The organism is Aquabacterium humicola, from assembly GCF_030167915.1.
Lineage (GTDB): Bacteria > Pseudomonadota > Gammaproteobacteria > Burkholderiales > Burkholderiaceae_C > Pseudaquabacterium > Pseudaquabacterium humicola.
Genome location: NZ_JARGNB010000007.1, coordinates 47334 through 61341, shown reverse-complemented (window position 1 = coordinate 61341; position 14008 = coordinate 47334). Strand labels below are relative to the sequence as shown.

The 14008-nt window shown below is 73.2% G+C and carries 14 protein-coding genes and 1 riboswitch; of the genes, 5 read left to right on the top strand and 9 right to left on the bottom strand.

What is annotated here, in order from left to right:
• Positions 1 to 37: 37 nt before the first annotated feature.
• From P1K89_RS25470 to P1K89_RS25455, 4 genes are read left to right on the top strand one after another with little or no spacing between them, the layout of a single operon-like run.
• Positions 38 to 1312 (top strand): YncE family protein, encoded by a 1275-nt coding sequence (locus P1K89_RS25470; protein WP_284619343.1) that lies wholly within the window; start codon positions 38 to 40, stop codon positions 1310 to 1312.
• A gap of 46 nt (positions 1313 to 1358) precedes the next feature.
• Positions 1359 to 1958 carry a cupin domain-containing protein gene (locus P1K89_RS25465; protein ID WP_284619342.1) on the top strand — a complete coding sequence of 200 codons (600 nt, stop codon included), beginning with the start codon at positions 1359 to 1361 and terminating at the stop codon, positions 1956 to 1958.
• Positions 1955 to 2482 carry a GNAT family N-acetyltransferase gene (locus P1K89_RS25460; protein ID WP_284619341.1) on the top strand — a complete coding sequence of 176 codons (528 nt, stop codon included), beginning with the start codon at positions 1955 to 1957 and terminating at the stop codon, positions 2480 to 2482. The genes P1K89_RS25465 and P1K89_RS25460 overlap by 4 nt, the downstream gene beginning before the upstream one ends.
• Positions 2482 to 3267 (top strand): energy transducer TonB, encoded by a 786-nt coding sequence (locus tag P1K89_RS25455; protein WP_284619340.1) that lies wholly within the window; start codon positions 2482 to 2484, stop codon positions 3265 to 3267. Before P1K89_RS25460 ends, P1K89_RS25455 begins: the two co-directional genes overlap by 1 nt.
• A gap of 21 nt (positions 3268 to 3288) precedes the next feature.
• On the opposite strand, the gene P1K89_RS25450 is transcribed toward P1K89_RS25455, so the two are convergent.
• The 6 genes from P1K89_RS25450 to P1K89_RS25425 form a co-directional block, all read right to left on the bottom strand.
• Positions 3289 to 4176: an SDR family NAD(P)-dependent oxidoreductase gene (locus P1K89_RS25450; protein ID WP_284619339.1), complete on the bottom strand. Its 888-nt coding sequence runs from the start codon at positions 4174 to 4176 to the stop codon at positions 3289 to 3291.
• A gap of 52 nt (positions 4177 to 4228) precedes the next feature.
• On the bottom strand, positions 4229 to 5107 hold the full coding sequence (locus tag P1K89_RS25445) for an AraC family transcriptional regulator (RefSeq protein WP_284619338.1): 879 nt from the start codon (positions 5105 to 5107) through the stop codon (positions 4229 to 4231).
• A 294-nt stretch (positions 5108 to 5401) separates the two neighbouring features.
• Entirely contained in the window at positions 5402 to 6478 is a 1077-nt protein-coding gene (locus tag P1K89_RS25440) for a tripartite tricarboxylate transporter substrate-binding protein (RefSeq protein WP_284619337.1), read from the bottom strand.
• Entirely contained in the window at positions 6475 to 7866 is a 1392-nt protein-coding gene (locus tag P1K89_RS25435; protein WP_284619336.1) for a sensor histidine kinase, read from the bottom strand. The genes P1K89_RS25440 and P1K89_RS25435 overlap by 4 nt, the downstream gene beginning before the upstream one ends.
• Positions 7859 to 8554, bottom strand: coding sequence for a response regulator (locus P1K89_RS25430; protein WP_284619612.1), 696 nt, complete (start codon positions 8552 to 8554; stop codon positions 7859 to 7861). Before P1K89_RS25430 ends, P1K89_RS25435 begins: the two co-directional genes overlap by 8 nt.
• A gap of 16 nt (positions 8555 to 8570) precedes the next feature.
• Positions 8571 to 9824, bottom strand: coding sequence for an esterase/lipase family protein (locus P1K89_RS25425; RefSeq protein WP_284619335.1), 1254 nt, complete (start codon positions 9822 to 9824; stop codon positions 8571 to 8573).
• A 175-nt stretch (positions 9825 to 9999) separates the two neighbouring features.
• Here P1K89_RS25425 and P1K89_RS25420 point away from each other — a divergent pair, with 175 nt between their 5' ends.
• Positions 10000 to 10989, top strand: a complete 990-nt coding sequence (locus tag P1K89_RS25420) for a Bug family tripartite tricarboxylate transporter substrate binding protein (RefSeq protein ID WP_284619334.1) — start codon at positions 10000 to 10002, stop codon at positions 10987 to 10989.
• A gap of 171 nt (positions 10990 to 11160) precedes the next feature.
• Here P1K89_RS25420 and P1K89_RS25415 read toward each other — a convergent pair whose 3' ends face one another.
• The 3 genes from P1K89_RS25415 to P1K89_RS25405 all read right to left on the bottom strand — a co-directional run bounded on the left by P1K89_RS25415 (position 11161) and on the right by P1K89_RS25405 (position 13979).
• A complete protein-coding gene (locus P1K89_RS25415; RefSeq protein WP_284619333.1) occupies positions 11161 to 11943 on the bottom strand; it encodes an SGNH/GDSL hydrolase family protein in 783 nt (260 codons plus the stop codon).
• An 85-nt stretch (positions 11944 to 12028) separates the two neighbouring features.
• Positions 12029 to 12577 (bottom strand): 6,7-dimethyl-8-ribityllumazine synthase, encoded by a 549-nt coding sequence (locus P1K89_RS25410; RefSeq protein ID WP_284619332.1) that lies wholly within the window; start codon positions 12575 to 12577, stop codon positions 12029 to 12031.
• A gap of 95 nt (positions 12578 to 12672) precedes the next feature.
• Positions 12673 to 12847: riboswitch (FMN riboswitch) on the bottom strand.
• Positions 12848 to 12929: 82 nt separating this feature from the next.
• Positions 12930 to 13979 carry an NAD(P)H-binding protein gene (locus P1K89_RS25405; protein ID WP_284619331.1) on the bottom strand — a complete coding sequence of 350 codons (1050 nt, stop codon included), beginning with the start codon at positions 13977 to 13979 and terminating at the stop codon, positions 12930 to 12932.
• Between the last annotated feature and the right edge of the window lie 29 nt (positions 13980 to 14008).

Genomic DNA, 14008 nt, shown 5'->3' with positions numbered 1-14008 from the left:
TAGAGTCGCGCGCGTCCGAACTTCCTGCCAGCCGCCGATGCGCAAGACCTGTTGCTCGCTGTCCGTTGCCGCTGCGGTGCTGGCGGTGCTGCCCGTCGCTGCGCAGGCGCCTGCGCAGCCGGCCGCCCCAGCCGCGGCCACCGCCCCGGCCGGAACAGCGCCCGTGCTGCGCGACGTCGTCGTCGTCGGCAGCAACTGGGACGGCACCGCGGAGGTCTTCGATCCGCACAGCTTCAAGGTGCTCAAGCGCTTCAACCTCGTGCCCGACCGCGCCGAGCGCCTGAAGGAGATCGAGGACGCCGGCATCAAGCGCCGTTTCATGTTCTGGCTCATCCGCACCGTGATCGGTGAAGGCCACGACCAGCTGGTCGACGACCTGTTCCCGTCGAAGGACGGGCGCTTCCTCTACGCGTCTCGGCCGAGCTTCGCCGACGTCATCGCGCTCGACGTGCAGACCGGCCAGATCGCCTGGCGCACGCCGATCGAAGGCGTGCGCGCGGACCACGCGGCGCTGTCGCCGGACGGCAAGACCTTCCTCGTCTCCGCGTCCACCGCGCGCAAGGTGCACGCGATCGACACGGCCACCGGCAAGATCGTCGGCGGCTTCGAGTCGGGCGACCAGCCGCACGAAAGCAACTTCTCGAAGGATGGCCAGCGCGTGTACCACGCGAGCATCGGCAAGGTCTACGTGCCGACGACCGCCGGCTGGCTCGACGGCATCAAGGGCGACCGCTGGTTCCAGGTGGTCGATGCGAAGACCTGGGCAGTGCAGAAGCGCATCGACATCGGCGAGAAGCTGAAGGCCTTCGGCCGCCCGTGGGTCGACAAGGCCGTGCGGCCGATGGCCGTGGCGCCGGACGAGCGCCATGTCTACATGCAGGTCTCGTTCTTCCACGGCTTCTTCGAATACGACCTGCAGGCCGACAAGATCACCCGTGTCGCCGAGCTGCCGGTGCCGGACGACATCGCGAAGCTCTCGTACTGGTCGTACCAGCTGAACTCCGCTCATCACGGCCTGGCGATCAATTCCGCAGGCACCAAGCTCTGTGTGGCCGCCACGATGTCGGGTTATGCGGCGATCGTCGACCGGGCGACGCTGAAGCCGACGATCATCAAGCTCTCCGACCAGTCCCTCGGCGCGAAGCCCTACTGGGCCACCGAGAGCGAGGACGGCAGGCACTGCTACGTCTCGGTCAGCGAGCAGGACCGCGTCTCGGTGATCTCGTTCGACGAAGGCCGCGAAGTGGCCAGCGTGCCGGTGGGCGACCATCCGCAGCGGGTGCGCACCGGCAAGCTGCTGATCGCGCCGTAGCGGGCGGGCACTCGCCGGCCGGCGAATGGCGAAGAAGGGAGACCCCATGGGCGTGCGACGTGTCGTCACCGGCCACGATGCCGGCTCGAAGGCTGTGTTCACCAGCGACTCGGTGATCGAGACGCGCACGGTGCACGGCATCCCGTTCGAGTACGTGCCGCTGTGGAGCGCCGAGCAGCCGCCGGTATTGCCGGACGGCGGCGCGCCGCCGCCGCCCGGCAACTACTACCCGCCTCTCGGCGGCCTGCGCTTCGGCATCTTCACGATCCCCCCGGTGCGCGAGACACCCCTGACGCCGGAGGAGCGCCGCGCCGTGCGGACGCAGCTCGAAGCCGTCTTTCCCGGCCTCGCCGCGCACTGGGAAGTGGCCGACCCCGGCATGCACACCACCGACTCGATCGACTTCGGCTACGTGGTGTCCGGCAGCATCTGGCTCGAGCTCGACGACGGCACCACGAAGGAGCTGCGGGCGGGCGACAGCTATGTGCAGAACGGCACGCGCCACGCCTGGCGCAACCGCGGCACGGCGCCCTGCAGCATCCTCGTGGTGATGGTCGGCACCGAACGCACGCCGTCGGGGCTGGCGATCGCCGCGCGCCTGCGCGAAGCCGCGCGAGCGGCGAAATCACAGAAGGGAGAACGATGACGTCCGAAGTACGCGTCGCCAGGTTGAGTGCGGCCGATGTGCCGCGTTACCGCACGCTGATGCTGCACGCCTACGCGGCGGCCGCCGATGCCTTCACCTCGACGCCGGAAGAGCGCGCCGCGGAGCCCGAATCCTGGTGGGTCCGGCGCATCGACGACCCGAAGGGCCTGAGCTTCGCGCTCGGCGCCTTCGCCGGCGACGAGCTGGTCGGCACCGTCACCGTCGAGTTCGCGGCCAAGCCGAAGACGCGCCACAAGGCCCACCTGATCGGCATGTTCGTGCACGAAGCGGCACGGGGACTCGGCGCCGGGCGCGCGCTGCTCGAAGCGGCCCTGGCCGCCGCCGCGTCGCGCGAGGGCGTGCGGGTGGTCACGCTGACGGTCACCGAGGGCAATGCCCCCGCGATCTCGCTCTACGAAGCCTGCGGCTTCCGCGCCTTCGGCACCGAGCCGATGGCCATCGCGACGCCGGACGGGTTCAAGGGCAAGGTGCACATGTGGCTCGAGTTGCCGAAGGCCACCTGATGCGCGGTGTGCTGGCGCGCACGGCGCGGCGCCTGCTCCTGGTCGCGCTGGCATGGCCACTGGCGTCGTGCATCGGGCTCGTGGTCGGCTCGGCCGACTACCGCGAGGTCGGCCTCGAACAGCGGGATCAGGCGCAGGTGCTCGCTCAGTTCGGCGAGCCGGCGCGGCGCGAAACGCTCGACGGGGTCGAGGTCTGGACCTACAAGCTGACCGACCGCGGTCCCGGCCCCCGCAAGCCGGTCCAGCAGACCTCGAGCGCCGCCTTTCTCGTGCTGCTTCCGGTCGTCACGACCACGCGCTACGACGACAACTTCCGTGTCTACTTCAAGGGCACGGCCGTCGTGCGCGCGGAAGAGCGGCGGGCCACCGCCAGCGGCGTCGCCTGCGGCATTCCTTCGCACGCATTCCCCCAAGGCTGCCAGGCGGGATTTCGCAGCGAGGAACAGCCGGCAGAGAAGCCCGCCCCGCCGCGCTACGCCGGCCTGCCGCTCGCCTTGCGGGCCTGCCCGCCGGCGCATCCCGGAGGTGCCTGCACCTGCGACTCACCGCCGTATCCCACCGACGCGCAGCGCCTGCGCGAGCAGGGCACGGTCCGGCTCGTGTTGCTGGTCGAACCGGATCACACCGTCTCGGCGGCTGACATCGTGCAATCCAGCGGCTCACGCGGCATCGACCAGGCGGCACTGGCGCACTTCCGTAACGCCTGCTTCCAGGCGGCCCGCAATGCCGCCGGCGAGCCGGTCCGGTCGGCTGCCTTCGTCGTGCACCACTGGCGCCTGCCTTGAACCGGCACGGCGCGCAGCCGTTCAGAGCTCGAACGCCGCCACCTGCCGCCCGTCGATGTCGGTGAAGCCGTATTCACGGGCCAGGTCTGCCACCCGAAGGACGCAGCCGCTCTTGTGCATCAGCGCCGGGTCGGCCGCCAGCGCGGCGATCGCGCGGCCGAGGTAACGCGGCGACTCGGTGCGCGCCAGTGCCGGACGCTCGCGCCAGCTCGACTCGTCGGCCTGGTGGCCGGCGAGCACGAACTCGGTGCGCATCCAGCCCGGCGATACCGCGACCGAGGCCACGCCGTGCGGCTTCAGCTCCTCGGCGATGCCGAAGGCCAGCCGGTTCATCGACGCTTTCGCGAGGTCGTAGAACAGATTGCCCTGCAGGTAGCGGTCGCGGTCCCAGAACGTGGTGCCGGCGATCAGCCCGCGGCGCTGCCGCACCATGATCGGCGCCGCGAAGCGCGCGGCGAGCAAGTGGTTGCGCACGCCGCGGTCGAACATTGCCTCCCACTGGTCGAGCGGGTGTTCCCAGAACGGCGCCTGGAATACGCCGGTGAAGCACTCGTGGCCGCCCCAGGCGTTGTTGACCAGCAGGTCGAGCCGGCCGTGGTCACGCTGCACGCGCTCGAAGAGCGCACGCACTTCGTCTTCCTGCGTGTGGTCGACTTGCACCGCGATGCCGCGGCCGCCGGCGGCGCTGACCTCGTCGGCGGTGTCCTCGATGCTGCCGGGCAGGCGGTCGAGCTTCGACAGGCCCAGCAGGTCGCGATAGCGGTCCGTCGGCTGCGAGTCGCGCGTGCTGCGTCCGGTGACGTAGACCGTCGCGCCAGCGGCGCCCAGTTCGTGCGCGATGCCGCGCCCCGCGCCGCGGCTGGCGCCGGTGACGATCGCGATGCAGTCTTTCAGCGGCTGGTGGGCCATCGGGGTCTCCCGGGTCGTGAGGCAATGGCCGCACGATAGCCGCCGGACCTCGTCAGGTCTTGGAAGAACCCGCAACCACGCGCTCGAAGAACAGGCCCGGCGACAGCCCGCAGATCGCCCGGAACTCGTTGACGAGGTGCGACTGGTCGTAGAAGCCGTGGTCGACCGCGACGTCGGCCCAGCGCGGCGCTGCCGCCGGCTCGCGCAGCGCGCGCAGGCAGGCGTGCAGCCGCGCGAGCCGCTTCCAGGCCCGCGGCGTCAACCCGATGTGCTGCTGGAACAGCTGCTGCAGCCGGCGCTCGCCGATGCCCAGCATGCGCGCGATGTCGCCGACGCTGCCATCGGCGGGGTCCGATGCGGCGAGCAGCCGCGCCGCCTGCGCGGCCTGCCGGCGCGGCGTCGCATCGTGTTCATCGCATGCTTGCAGCCGCTTCATCAGCGCGTGCTGCAGCAGCGCGATGCGCGCCGCATCGTCGGGCGCCGCGGCCAGCCGCTCGAGCAGGCCGTCGGCCTCGCCGCGCCACAGCTCGGACAACGGCAGCGCCGTGTGCGCAAGCTCGTTCGCCGGCACACCCAGCAGCGCCGCCGCCGCACCCGGCCGCAGCGCCATCGACAGGCCCGCCAGCTGCCCCTGCAGGCGCAGCAGCACCGGCACCGTGCTCGGCCCCACGACCTCGGCCGCGAAGGCCGGCTGCCCTTGGACCTGCGGCGCATCGCCGAGGTTGAAGATCAGGTGCACCGCGCCGTCGGGCAGCACGCGCTCCTCGACCGCCTTGCCCTCCGCCAGGCGCTCGCGATAGACGGCGATGTGCGCGACATGCGCGCGCAGCGGCTCCGCGACGTCGTAGGCCGTCATCGTGCCGGCGGGCACGTCGGTCTCCGGCGCGTACAGCGGGTCGCCGTCGAGGCGAACGAACAGGCGTTCGGGCATCAGCGCCCGCCCGGCCGCCCGAAGGGCGCTGAGGCCCCCTCGGGGGGAGCGAACGAAGTGAGCAGGGGGCCGGCATCTCTCCCGCCCGGCCGCCCGAAGGGCGCTGAGGCCCCCTCGGGGGGAGCGAACGAAGCGAGCTGGGGGCGCACCATCCGGGCGATGCTACGCCGCGATGCGACCGGGGCGGCGCCTCGTCAATCGCCCCCCGATCCGACCTCGTCGCCACGGCGTGGCGACATTTCGCCGCGACGGCGCGTGCCTGCGCGAGTCGCGCATCCGTTCCCGGCCCGCGCCTCAGCGCGCCGCGCGCTTGGGCAAGCCGAAGCCGTCAGCCAGCGCACGGTAGTCGGCCAGCTGTCGCTCGACCACCGATTGCAGCGCCGCGCCGACCAGCGCCGGCGCCTGCAGGCCGGCGCGCTGGCGCAGCGCCTCGAAGCCCGGCGCCGCGAAGGCGGCCTCGAAGGCCGCGGTCCAGGCGCGCCATGCGGCGTCGCCGACCTGCGGCCCGAGGTAGAAGCCGCGCAGGATCGGCCAGCGGATGTCGAAGCCCTGCTCGCGCGCGGTCGGCACCGACGCCCAGCGGCCGGGCAGGCGGGTCTCGGCCAGCACCGCGAGCACGCGCACCGGCGCACCGCCGTCCTGCTGATGCGCGAGCTCGGCCGCGTCGCCGGCCAGCACCTGCACATGGCGCCCGGCGAGCGCGCCCACCGCCTCGCCGCCGCCTTCGAAGGCAACGAAGCGCATCACCCGGTGGCCGATGCCGGCCGCGCGCGCAAGCAGCGCGGCCTTCATCCAGTCCTGGCTGCCGATGGTGCCGCCGGCGCCGAATACGATCGCATTCGGCTGCGCGCGCAGGGCCTCGAGCAGGGCATTCAAGCTGCGCCATGGCGCGTCGCGGTGCACCGCGATCACACCGTGGTCGAAGCCGACGCCGGCCAGCCACCGCACCTCCTGCGCCGGCGCCGGACCGAAGCGGCCCTGCACGATGTTCAGCAGCGTGCCGCTGGAGAACGCCACCAGCGATGCGGCGTCGGCGGCGCGCTGCGCCAGCGCCTGGCGGTAGGCCAGCGCGCCGATGCCGCCGGGCAGGTAGCGCACGCGCATCAGCGGCTGCGCCGGGCCGCTGCTCGGCAGGAGCGGCCGCGTCGCGCCGCTGCTCGGCACGTTCGGCTGCGCCGGGCCGCTGTTCGGCAGCAGCGGCGGCCGCGAACCGTCGGCCAGCTGCAGCGCGGCCTGCGCGAGCCGGCACGACAGGTCGAAGCCGCCGCCGGGCTTGGCGGGGGCGATGCACTCGGCACCCGGCGGCAAGGTGGACGCCCGCGACGCCATCGGCAGCGCGGCCAGCAGCAGCGCGCGGCGGCGCAGCCTCATCGCGGCCACCACAGCGAGGCGCGCAGGCCCGGCCCGTCGTCGCGCGCCTGCAGCCGCAGCCGGCCGCGGTGGCGCTCGACCACTGTCTTCGCGATCGCCAGGCCGAGGCCGGAGCCGCGGCTGCCGCGGCCTTTCGCGAAACGCTCGCCGACCTGGCCGCTGATCTCGGGCGCCAGGCCGGGACCATCGTCGATCACCGCCAGGCTCGCGCCCAGCCCGTCGGCCGCGGCCTGCACCGTCACCGTGCCGCCGTCGCGGCCGTGCGCGATCGCGTTGTGCGCCAGGTTGGCCAGGGCCTCCTGCAGCAGCGCGCGGTCGCCGTGCACCGGCAGCGGGGCCTCGGGCACGTCAAGGCCGAAATCCAGGCCGCGCTCGCGCGCCAGCGGCAGCAGCTGCAGCGCCACCTCGCGCGCCAGTTCGCCGAGGTCGAACGGATCGTGGCGGGCCACCGCGGCATCGCTGCGCGCCAGCACCAGCAACTGGTTGGTCGCGCGGATCGCCTGGTCCAGCGCCGCGGACAGCGCCTGCAGCGCCTGCCGCGAGCGATCCGGATCGCCCTCGCGCAGCGCGTAGTCCAGCTGCGCGCGCAAGGTCGTCAGCGGCGTGCGCAGCTGGTGCGATGCGTCGTCGACGAAGCGCCGGCGCTGGTCCAGCAGCTGCTCGCTGCGCGCGAGCTGCTGATTCACCGCGTCGACCAGCGGCAGCACGTCGCCCGGCAGCCCGGCCGCCGGCAGCGGCCGCAGGTCGTCGGCGGCGCGGGCGCGGGTCTCGGCCGCCAGGCGCTGCAGCGGGCGCAGCACGAGGGTCGACACGCCGACCACGGCCGCGACCAGCAGCGCCAGCAGCACCAGGTCGCGCTGCAGCGCGCGCCGGACGAAGGCCGACGTGAAGCGCTCGCGCGAGACGGTGCTCTCGCCGACCTGGATCACGATCTCGCGGGCCCCTTCTGCGGCTGTGGCGAGCGGCGGCTCCAGCGGCCTGAGCAGCGCGCCCAGCCGCAGCGGCTCGCCGAAGTAGCTGGCGTCGTAGAACTGCGGTTCGCCGGCGCGCAGCGGCGCGGGCGGCGGCGGCAGATCGGGGCTGCCGATCTCGACCAGGCCGTCGGCGGTGGCCACGCGGAAGTGCACGCTGCCGCTGGCGGTGAGCTGGAAGAACTCGAACAGGCGGTAGGGCAGCTCGACCGCGAGGCCGCCCGATGCGGTCGACACGTTGAGCTCCAGCGCCTTGATCGCGCCGAGCAGCGAACGGTCATAAGCCGCATTCGACGCGGCCACGGCATCGGCGCGCGTCAGCCACAGGCTGGCGCCGGCCAGCAGCGCCAGGGCCGGCAGCAGCAGCAGCAGCAGCCGCGTGCGCAGGCTGGCGCGTCGCAGCGGCCGCTCAGCCATCGCGCGAAGCCTGCGGCGCGGCCGGATCGGGCTCCAGCACGTAGCCCAGGCCGCGGTAGGTGTGGATGCGCACGCCGCTGCCGTCCAGGCGCTTGCGCAGCCGGTGCAGCAGCACGTCGAGCGCATTCGGCTGCACGTCCTCGTCGTCGGCGAATACGCGGTCCAGCAGCTGCTGGCGGCCCAGCGGTTCACCCGACTTGGCGATCAGCGCGCGCAGCAGCGCATGCTCGCGCGGCGACAGCGCCAGCACCTCGTCGGCCAGCGCGAACGTGCGCGACACCGCATCGAACTGCAGCGGCCCGCAGGCCAGGCGCGGATGTTCGCTGCCGCGCGCGCGGCGGATCAGCGCGACCAGCCGCGCCTCCAGCTCGGCCAGCGCAAAGGGCTTGGCCAGGAAGTCGTCGGCGCCTTCGTTGAGCGTGTCCACCCGCTCGGCCAGCGAATCGCGCGCGGTCAGCACCAGCACCGGCAGCCGCCGGTCGGCCGCGCGCAAGCCGCGCAGGATGTGGTGCCCGCCGCGGCCGGGCAGGCCGAGGTCGAGCACCAGCGCGTCGTAGTCGTGCTCGACCAGCGCGCGTTCGACTAGGCGCCCGTCGTCCAGCCAGTCGACCCGGAAGCCGGCCTGGCCCAGCGCCTTGGCCAGCCATTCGCCCAGCGTGTGTTCGTCCTCGGCCAGCAGGATGCGCATCGGCACGCGGCGACGGTCAGGCGAGCCAGCGGCGCAGCTGCTCGGCGGCCTCGGGGCGGTCGAGCAGGTCCCAGTGGCTGCAGTCGGCCAGCACGCGGCGGTGCGCTGCCGGCAGCGCCAGCGCGAGGGCCGGGTCGTCGTGGTCGCCGAGCGCGCTGGCCAGCGAGACGAGCCCGTCGCCGACCAGTTGATCACGCAGGCGCGGCGCGCGTTCGGGCAGCGTCGCGGCCAGCGTGCCGGCCAGCGCGTAGGCCGGCACGCCGGCGGGCAGCGGCGTCGGCTGGCGGTCGTCGCGGCGCTGGTCACGGCGCCGGTCCTGGCGCCGGTCCTGGGGCCCGCCTTGGGGCGTTGGGCCCTGCCAGTCGGCGTCCTGCAGGTTGCCGAAGCGCAGGTCGGTGATGCCGGCGCTGCGGCTCGCGCCGATGCGCCCGATCGGCGCGGCATACGGGCTGAAGCCGAACAGCGCATCGACCAGCCGGCCGCCGCGCTCCAGCGCGGCGCCATGGTGCGGCGTGCCGAGAAAGACCAGCGCCTTCAGCGAGCGCAGCCAGTCCTGGCTGGATGACGCCGCCGCGTGGCAGGCGCTGCGTGCGACGAGGCCGCCCATGCTGTGCCCCAGCAGCACCAGCTCGTCCACCGGCACCGGCCAGCCGGCGACCAGGCGCTCGAGCAGCGCAGCCAGGTCGCGGCCGTTCTGCGAGACGTGGCGACCGCTGTTGTAGTGCAGGTGCAGCGGCGTGAAGCCGAGCGCTTGCGCCAGCCAGCGGCCGTGCTCGTGGCCGCGGCGCTGCCACTGCAGGTCGTTCATGCACAACCCGTGCACCAGCACCAGCAGGCGGCGGCCGTGCGGCGGGCGCGATGCGGCCAGCGACGCGGCGTTCAGCGTCAGCGCGCGGCCGCCGCTGCGCAGCCGCATCGGCAGTGCCAGCGGATTCGCGGTCTCCGCGAGGTGGTCGCCCCAGACGCCGTTTAGCGCGGCGATGACCGCTTCGCGCCGCGGCGATCGCAGCTCGGCTTCGCCACCGTGCGGCAGCGCGCCGAGCAGGGCATCGGCCGCATGCCCGACCAGCCGCGTCGTGCCCCGCACGGCCCGGTACACGCCGCCGGTGATGCCGCGGGTGCGACCCGTCGGCGCCGGGCCGACGATGCCGGCGCGCGACGAGATCGTGTGGTGCATCGCCTCGACCACGTCGGTCAGCCCGAGCACGCCCTGCACGCCCAGGCGCGACAGGCCGCGCAGGTCGGATACCGAAATCTTGCTGGTCTTCACCGGGCTCCTCTGTGCGACGATGGCCGCAGCGGGCCACTGTGCAGCGCGGGCCGCCGCCGCGCAAGCAAGGCTTTAGAGCCGCCGCCCGGCGCAGGGCTCTTCGCGTCTGATAGGCGTTTGAAAGGTCGCCGCGGGCACACTCGCCGCATTCCCCCCGTCGTTCTCAGGAGACAACATGAACGAGCTCACCTGGCGCCGCCGCGCGCTGCTGCAGGCCGCCGCCGCGGGTGCGGCCGGGGCCTTCGCCCCCACGCTGCGGGCCCAGGCCGCATGGCCGACGAAGCCGATCCGCTTCGTCGTGCCCTTCGCGCCGGGCGGCAGCTCGGAGATCGTCGCGCGCTCCAGCGCGGCGGAGCTCGCGAAGCTGCTCGGCCAGAGCGTCTACGTCGACAACAAGCCGGGCGCGGCCGGCAACGTCGCGATGCAGGAGGTCGCGCGTGCGGACGACCAGCACACGCTGATCCTCGGCCACATCGGCACGCTGGCGGTGAACCCGTACATCTTCGACAAGCTGCCCTACGACCCGAACAAGGACTTCAAGCCGGTGTCGCTGCTGGCCAAGGTGCCCAGCCTCTACCTCGTGCACCCGGACCTGCCGGCGAAGAACCTGAAGGAGTTCGTCGCGCTGGTGAAGTCCAAGCCGGGCCGGCTGAACTACGGCTCCGCGGGCAACGGCAGCGCCGGCCACCTGGCGATGGAGTACCTGAAGATGGCCGGCGAGCTGTTCATGGTGCACGTGCCCTACCGCGGCACCGGCCCGCAGCTGACCGACCTGCTGGCGGGCCGCCTGGATGCCGCGTCGGTCGGCGCGCCGGCGGTGCTGCAGTTCATCAAGACCGGCAAGCTGCGCTGCATCGCCACCGGCACGCCGCAGCGCATCCCGCAGCTGCCCGATGTGCCCACCGTCGCCGAGCAAGGCTTCCCCGGCTTCGAGATGACGCAGTGGTACGGCATGCTCGCCCCCTCGTCGCTGCCGCAGCCGGCGATCGACAAGCTGGCCGCCGCCTGCGCGAAGGCGATGAAGGAGCCGACGGCGCTCGAGCGCCTGAACGCCGATGCCGCGATCGCCGTCGGCGGAACGCCGGCCGAATTCGCGAAGTTCATCGGCGTCGAGCAGCAGCGCTGGAAGGCGGTGATCGCGCGGGCGAAGATCAAGCCGGACTGAGCGCGAGGCCTGGCTTACCATCGTCCGCCGAACAAGGAGGCGCTGACTACCGCTTCGCTGGCCTCGTCCGACAGGGGCGCCCTCGGCTGCCGCAAACTCGGGAGACGGTGCCTCCCGAATCCTCCGTGACCGCGCTGCGCAAGCCGAAACGTCAGTTCGCGACGAAAATCGCTAGCTCGGGCGGGATGTCATCGCCGTGCCGCCGAACGGCAGCATCGCCTGGGTCACCAGCCACCGATAGCAGTAGCCGTAGCCTTCCGCGCTCGGGTGGATGCCGTCGGAGCAGAAATAACTCGCCCGCTGAGCGGCGAACTGCGCGCGGTGCGGGCCGTCGTGGAAGCCGATGTAGGCGACGTCGTGCTCGCGCGCGAGCCGGCCGAAGCGTTCGGCGGCCTCGTGGGTGCGGCGCGAGAACCACCAGTTGAACGGCGGGCGAAACAGCGGCGCCAGGCCGATGTCGCCCGGCCCCAGCCACAGCATGCGCTGCGCCAGCGGCCGCAGCCGCGTGACCATGCGCTGCGCCGGCCGCTCCAGCTCGGACAGCCGGCGCGCGCGCAGGATGTCGTTGCCGCCCACATGCAGCAGCAGCAGGTCGAACGGCGAGTCGCCGTCGGAAGGCAGCGTCTGCACCTGGTCCGGCACGTCGGCGATGCGCGCGCCGCTGACGCTCAGGTTCACGACCTCGATCTGCGGATGGTCGCGCGCCAGCAGCCCGGGAATGGACTCGTCCGGCGCCTGCGCGCCGATGCCCGCGCCGGTGCTGTCGCCCAGCACCAGCACGCGGGCGTGCGCAATGTCGATGCGCCGCTCGTAGGACCGGTGCCGCGCGGCGGCGGCGCGCGCCTCGGTGAGCGCGCGGCGGCAGCGCAGGCTCTGCTCCAGCAGCGAGACCCCGGCGGCGGCGCACACCGCGCCACCCAGGGCCACGCCCCAGCTGACACGGGTGGCGGCCATCTTCTTCGTTCCTGTCGGTACGGATGACCGGCTTGAGCAACCGACGTGCCTGCCGCTGCGTCCGCGGACAGGCGCCCGGGCTGCGTCAGCCGGCGCGCATCGCCAGCCGGCCGTCGTCGGCCACGGCACCGAAGGCGCCCAGCGCCGCCAGGCTGGCCAGCGTGTCGACACACGCCCGCGCGACCTCGACGCCCTTCCTGACGAAGTGCTCGGCGAAGAAGCGGCGGTGCTCGTCGTGCTCGTGGAAGTCGCGCGGCGTCAGCACCGCGGAGAACACCGGCACCTCGGTGTCGAGCTGCACCCGCATCAGCCCGTCGATCACCGCGGCGGCGACGAACTCGTGGCGGTAGATGCCGCCATTGACGACCAGCGCGCAGGCGATGATGGCGTCGTAGCGGCCGCTCCTGGCCAGCGCCTGCGCATGCAGCGGGATCTCGAAGGCGCCGGGCACCTCGACGTGGTCGATCGCCGCGGGGCCGCCGCGACTTCGGCCGAGCTCGGCCTTCAGCGCATCGGTGGCCTGCGACACGATGTCGCGGTGCCAGGTGGCGGAGACCAGCGCGATGCGCAGCGGCCGGACGGTCGATGCGGCGCCTGCGTCGGCGGCGGAGGGGAAGGCAAGGGTCTGATTCATGGTGTCCTCGGTGACGAGTGGATGGCCAGAATCAGGGCGCACGCGAACGCCGCCACGGCGCGCCCGACGAGAACCGGGCACGCCGCGACGGCGCTTCACGCTCTCTTTCATCCGGACTGTGACCGTCGGCCCTGGCTTCGCACCAGGTCTGCTGACCCGCGGCCGTTGGCACGGCCGCGGCGCTCGCGGGCTCGTCACGTCGGGCCGGTCTGCACCAGCCGTCGGCAACCTACCGCCGGTGGGGAATTCCACCCCGCCCTGAGAACGTGCCCAGCGCTCGCGCGATGGGCGTGCGCATTCTAGGAACCGTGCCGGCGCGGCGATGTCGCCGACGCGGCAAACCGTCGGCGGATCAGGCCTCGAACGTCAGGTGGTCGGGTGCCAGCGCGGCGAGGAAGCCGCGCGGCTCGAACAGCTGACCGAGCGCGAAGGCGCCGGCGCGCGGCGCGCCCTGCACCAGCCGCTGCGCCGCCTCGACCACCATCTGCGCCGACAGCGCGTAGATGTCCCGGCCCTCGGCACGGGCCCGGCGTTCGCCCTGCGCGCCGGTGGCGACCACCTCCATCATGAAGTGCTGCGCCGAGCGGCCGTCGGCGTCGGCGGCGGCCGGCGCGGGCGTGGCCGGGTTGCGGATCTGCTCCAGCGAGGCGCTGTTCAGCCGCGAGCGCAGGTTCGGCACCGGCAGGTGGTGGGCCAACGTCATGATCTCGCTGAACGGCAGGTCGACCATCGCCTGACGTCCAAAAGGCGCGGCAAAGTCCCAATCGGAAGCCGGCGCGGGCTGCGCCAGCGGCACCAGCCGGCCGTCCTGGCGCACGACCCGCGGCACGCGGTTGCGCTCGCCGGTGATGCGGGTGCCGGCGGTCGGCCACCAGTCGCTCAGCGTGATCGCGGTGTCCAGCGTGTGCGCCGGGCCGGCATCCGCGTCGGCCAGCAGCGCGCTGGCCAGCAGGTCGGCCAGGCCGCCGTAGAAGCCGGCGGCCGGCAGCATCGCGATGCCGGCGGCGCGTGCGGGGGCGTCGAACTCGTCCAGGATCATCGCCGCCGCCGCCTGCTCGGCCGTGACGTCGATGTAGTGGCAGCCCGCGCGCAGCGCCGCGTCGGCCAGCGGCCGCGCGGTGTCGAGGAAGGGGCCGGCACAGTGGATCAGCACGCTGCAGCCGGCCAGCGCGCGGTCCAGCGCCGCGGCGTCGGCGATGCCGACCTCGATTGCCTCGTCGTTCGCGATCAGCGCGGCGTCGAGCTTCGAGACGTCGCGCGCCAGCGCGCGCACGGCCAGGCCGCGCCGCCGCAGCTCGGCGATCACGAAGCGGGCGGTGTGGCCGGCGGCGCCGTAGACGGCGATCAGCGGGCGGGCGGCGGCCGGGCGGGCGGGGGCAAGGGTCTTGGCTTGGGTGGTCATGGCGGGGCTCCTGGGGGGTGAATTACGAT

Excerpts from the sequence above, each read along its gene's own strand:
- P1K89_RS25470 (WP_284619343.1), top strand. The coding sequence starts at position 38 with ATGCGCAAGACCTGTTGCTCGCTGTCCGTTGCCGCTGCGGTGCTGGCG.
- P1K89_RS25465 (WP_284619342.1), top strand. The coding sequence starts at position 1,359 with ATGGGCGTGCGACGTGTCGTCACCGGCCACGATGCCGGCTCGAAGGCT.
- P1K89_RS25460 (WP_284619341.1), top strand. The coding sequence starts at position 1,955 with ATGACGTCCGAAGTACGCGTCGCCAGGTTGAGTGCGGCCGATGTGCCG.
- P1K89_RS25455 (WP_284619340.1), top strand. The coding sequence starts at position 2,482 with ATGCGCGGTGTGCTGGCGCGCACGGCGCGGCGCCTGCTCCTGGTCGCG.
- P1K89_RS25450 (WP_284619339.1), bottom strand. The coding sequence starts at position 4,176 with ATGGCCCACCAGCCGCTGAAAGACTGCATCGCGATCGTCACCGGCGCC.
- P1K89_RS25445 (WP_284619338.1), bottom strand. The coding sequence starts at position 5,107 with ATGCCCGAACGCCTGTTCGTTCGCCTCGACGGCGACCCGCTGTACGCG.
- P1K89_RS25440 (WP_284619337.1), bottom strand. The coding sequence starts at position 6,478 with ATGAGGCTGCGCCGCCGCGCGCTGCTGCTGGCCGCGCTGCCGATGGCG.
- P1K89_RS25435 (WP_284619336.1), bottom strand. The coding sequence starts at position 7,866 with ATGGCTGAGCGGCCGCTGCGACGCGCCAGCCTGCGCACGCGGCTGCTG.
- P1K89_RS25430 (WP_284619612.1), bottom strand. The coding sequence starts at position 8,554 with ATGCGCATCCTGCTGGCCGAGGACGAACACACGCTGGGCGAATGGCTG.
- P1K89_RS25420 (WP_284619334.1), top strand. The coding sequence starts at position 10,000 with ATGAACGAGCTCACCTGGCGCCGCCGCGCGCTGCTGCAGGCCGCCGCC.
- P1K89_RS25415 (WP_284619333.1), bottom strand. The coding sequence starts at position 11,943 with ATGGCCGCCACCCGTGTCAGCTGGGGCGTGGCCCTGGGTGGCGCGGTG.
- P1K89_RS25410 (WP_284619332.1), bottom strand. The coding sequence starts at position 12,577 with ATGAATCAGACCCTTGCCTTCCCCTCCGCCGCCGACGCAGGCGCCGCA.
- P1K89_RS25405 (WP_284619331.1), bottom strand. The coding sequence starts at position 13,979 with ATGACCACCCAAGCCAAGACCCTTGCCCCCGCCCGCCCGGCCGCCGCC.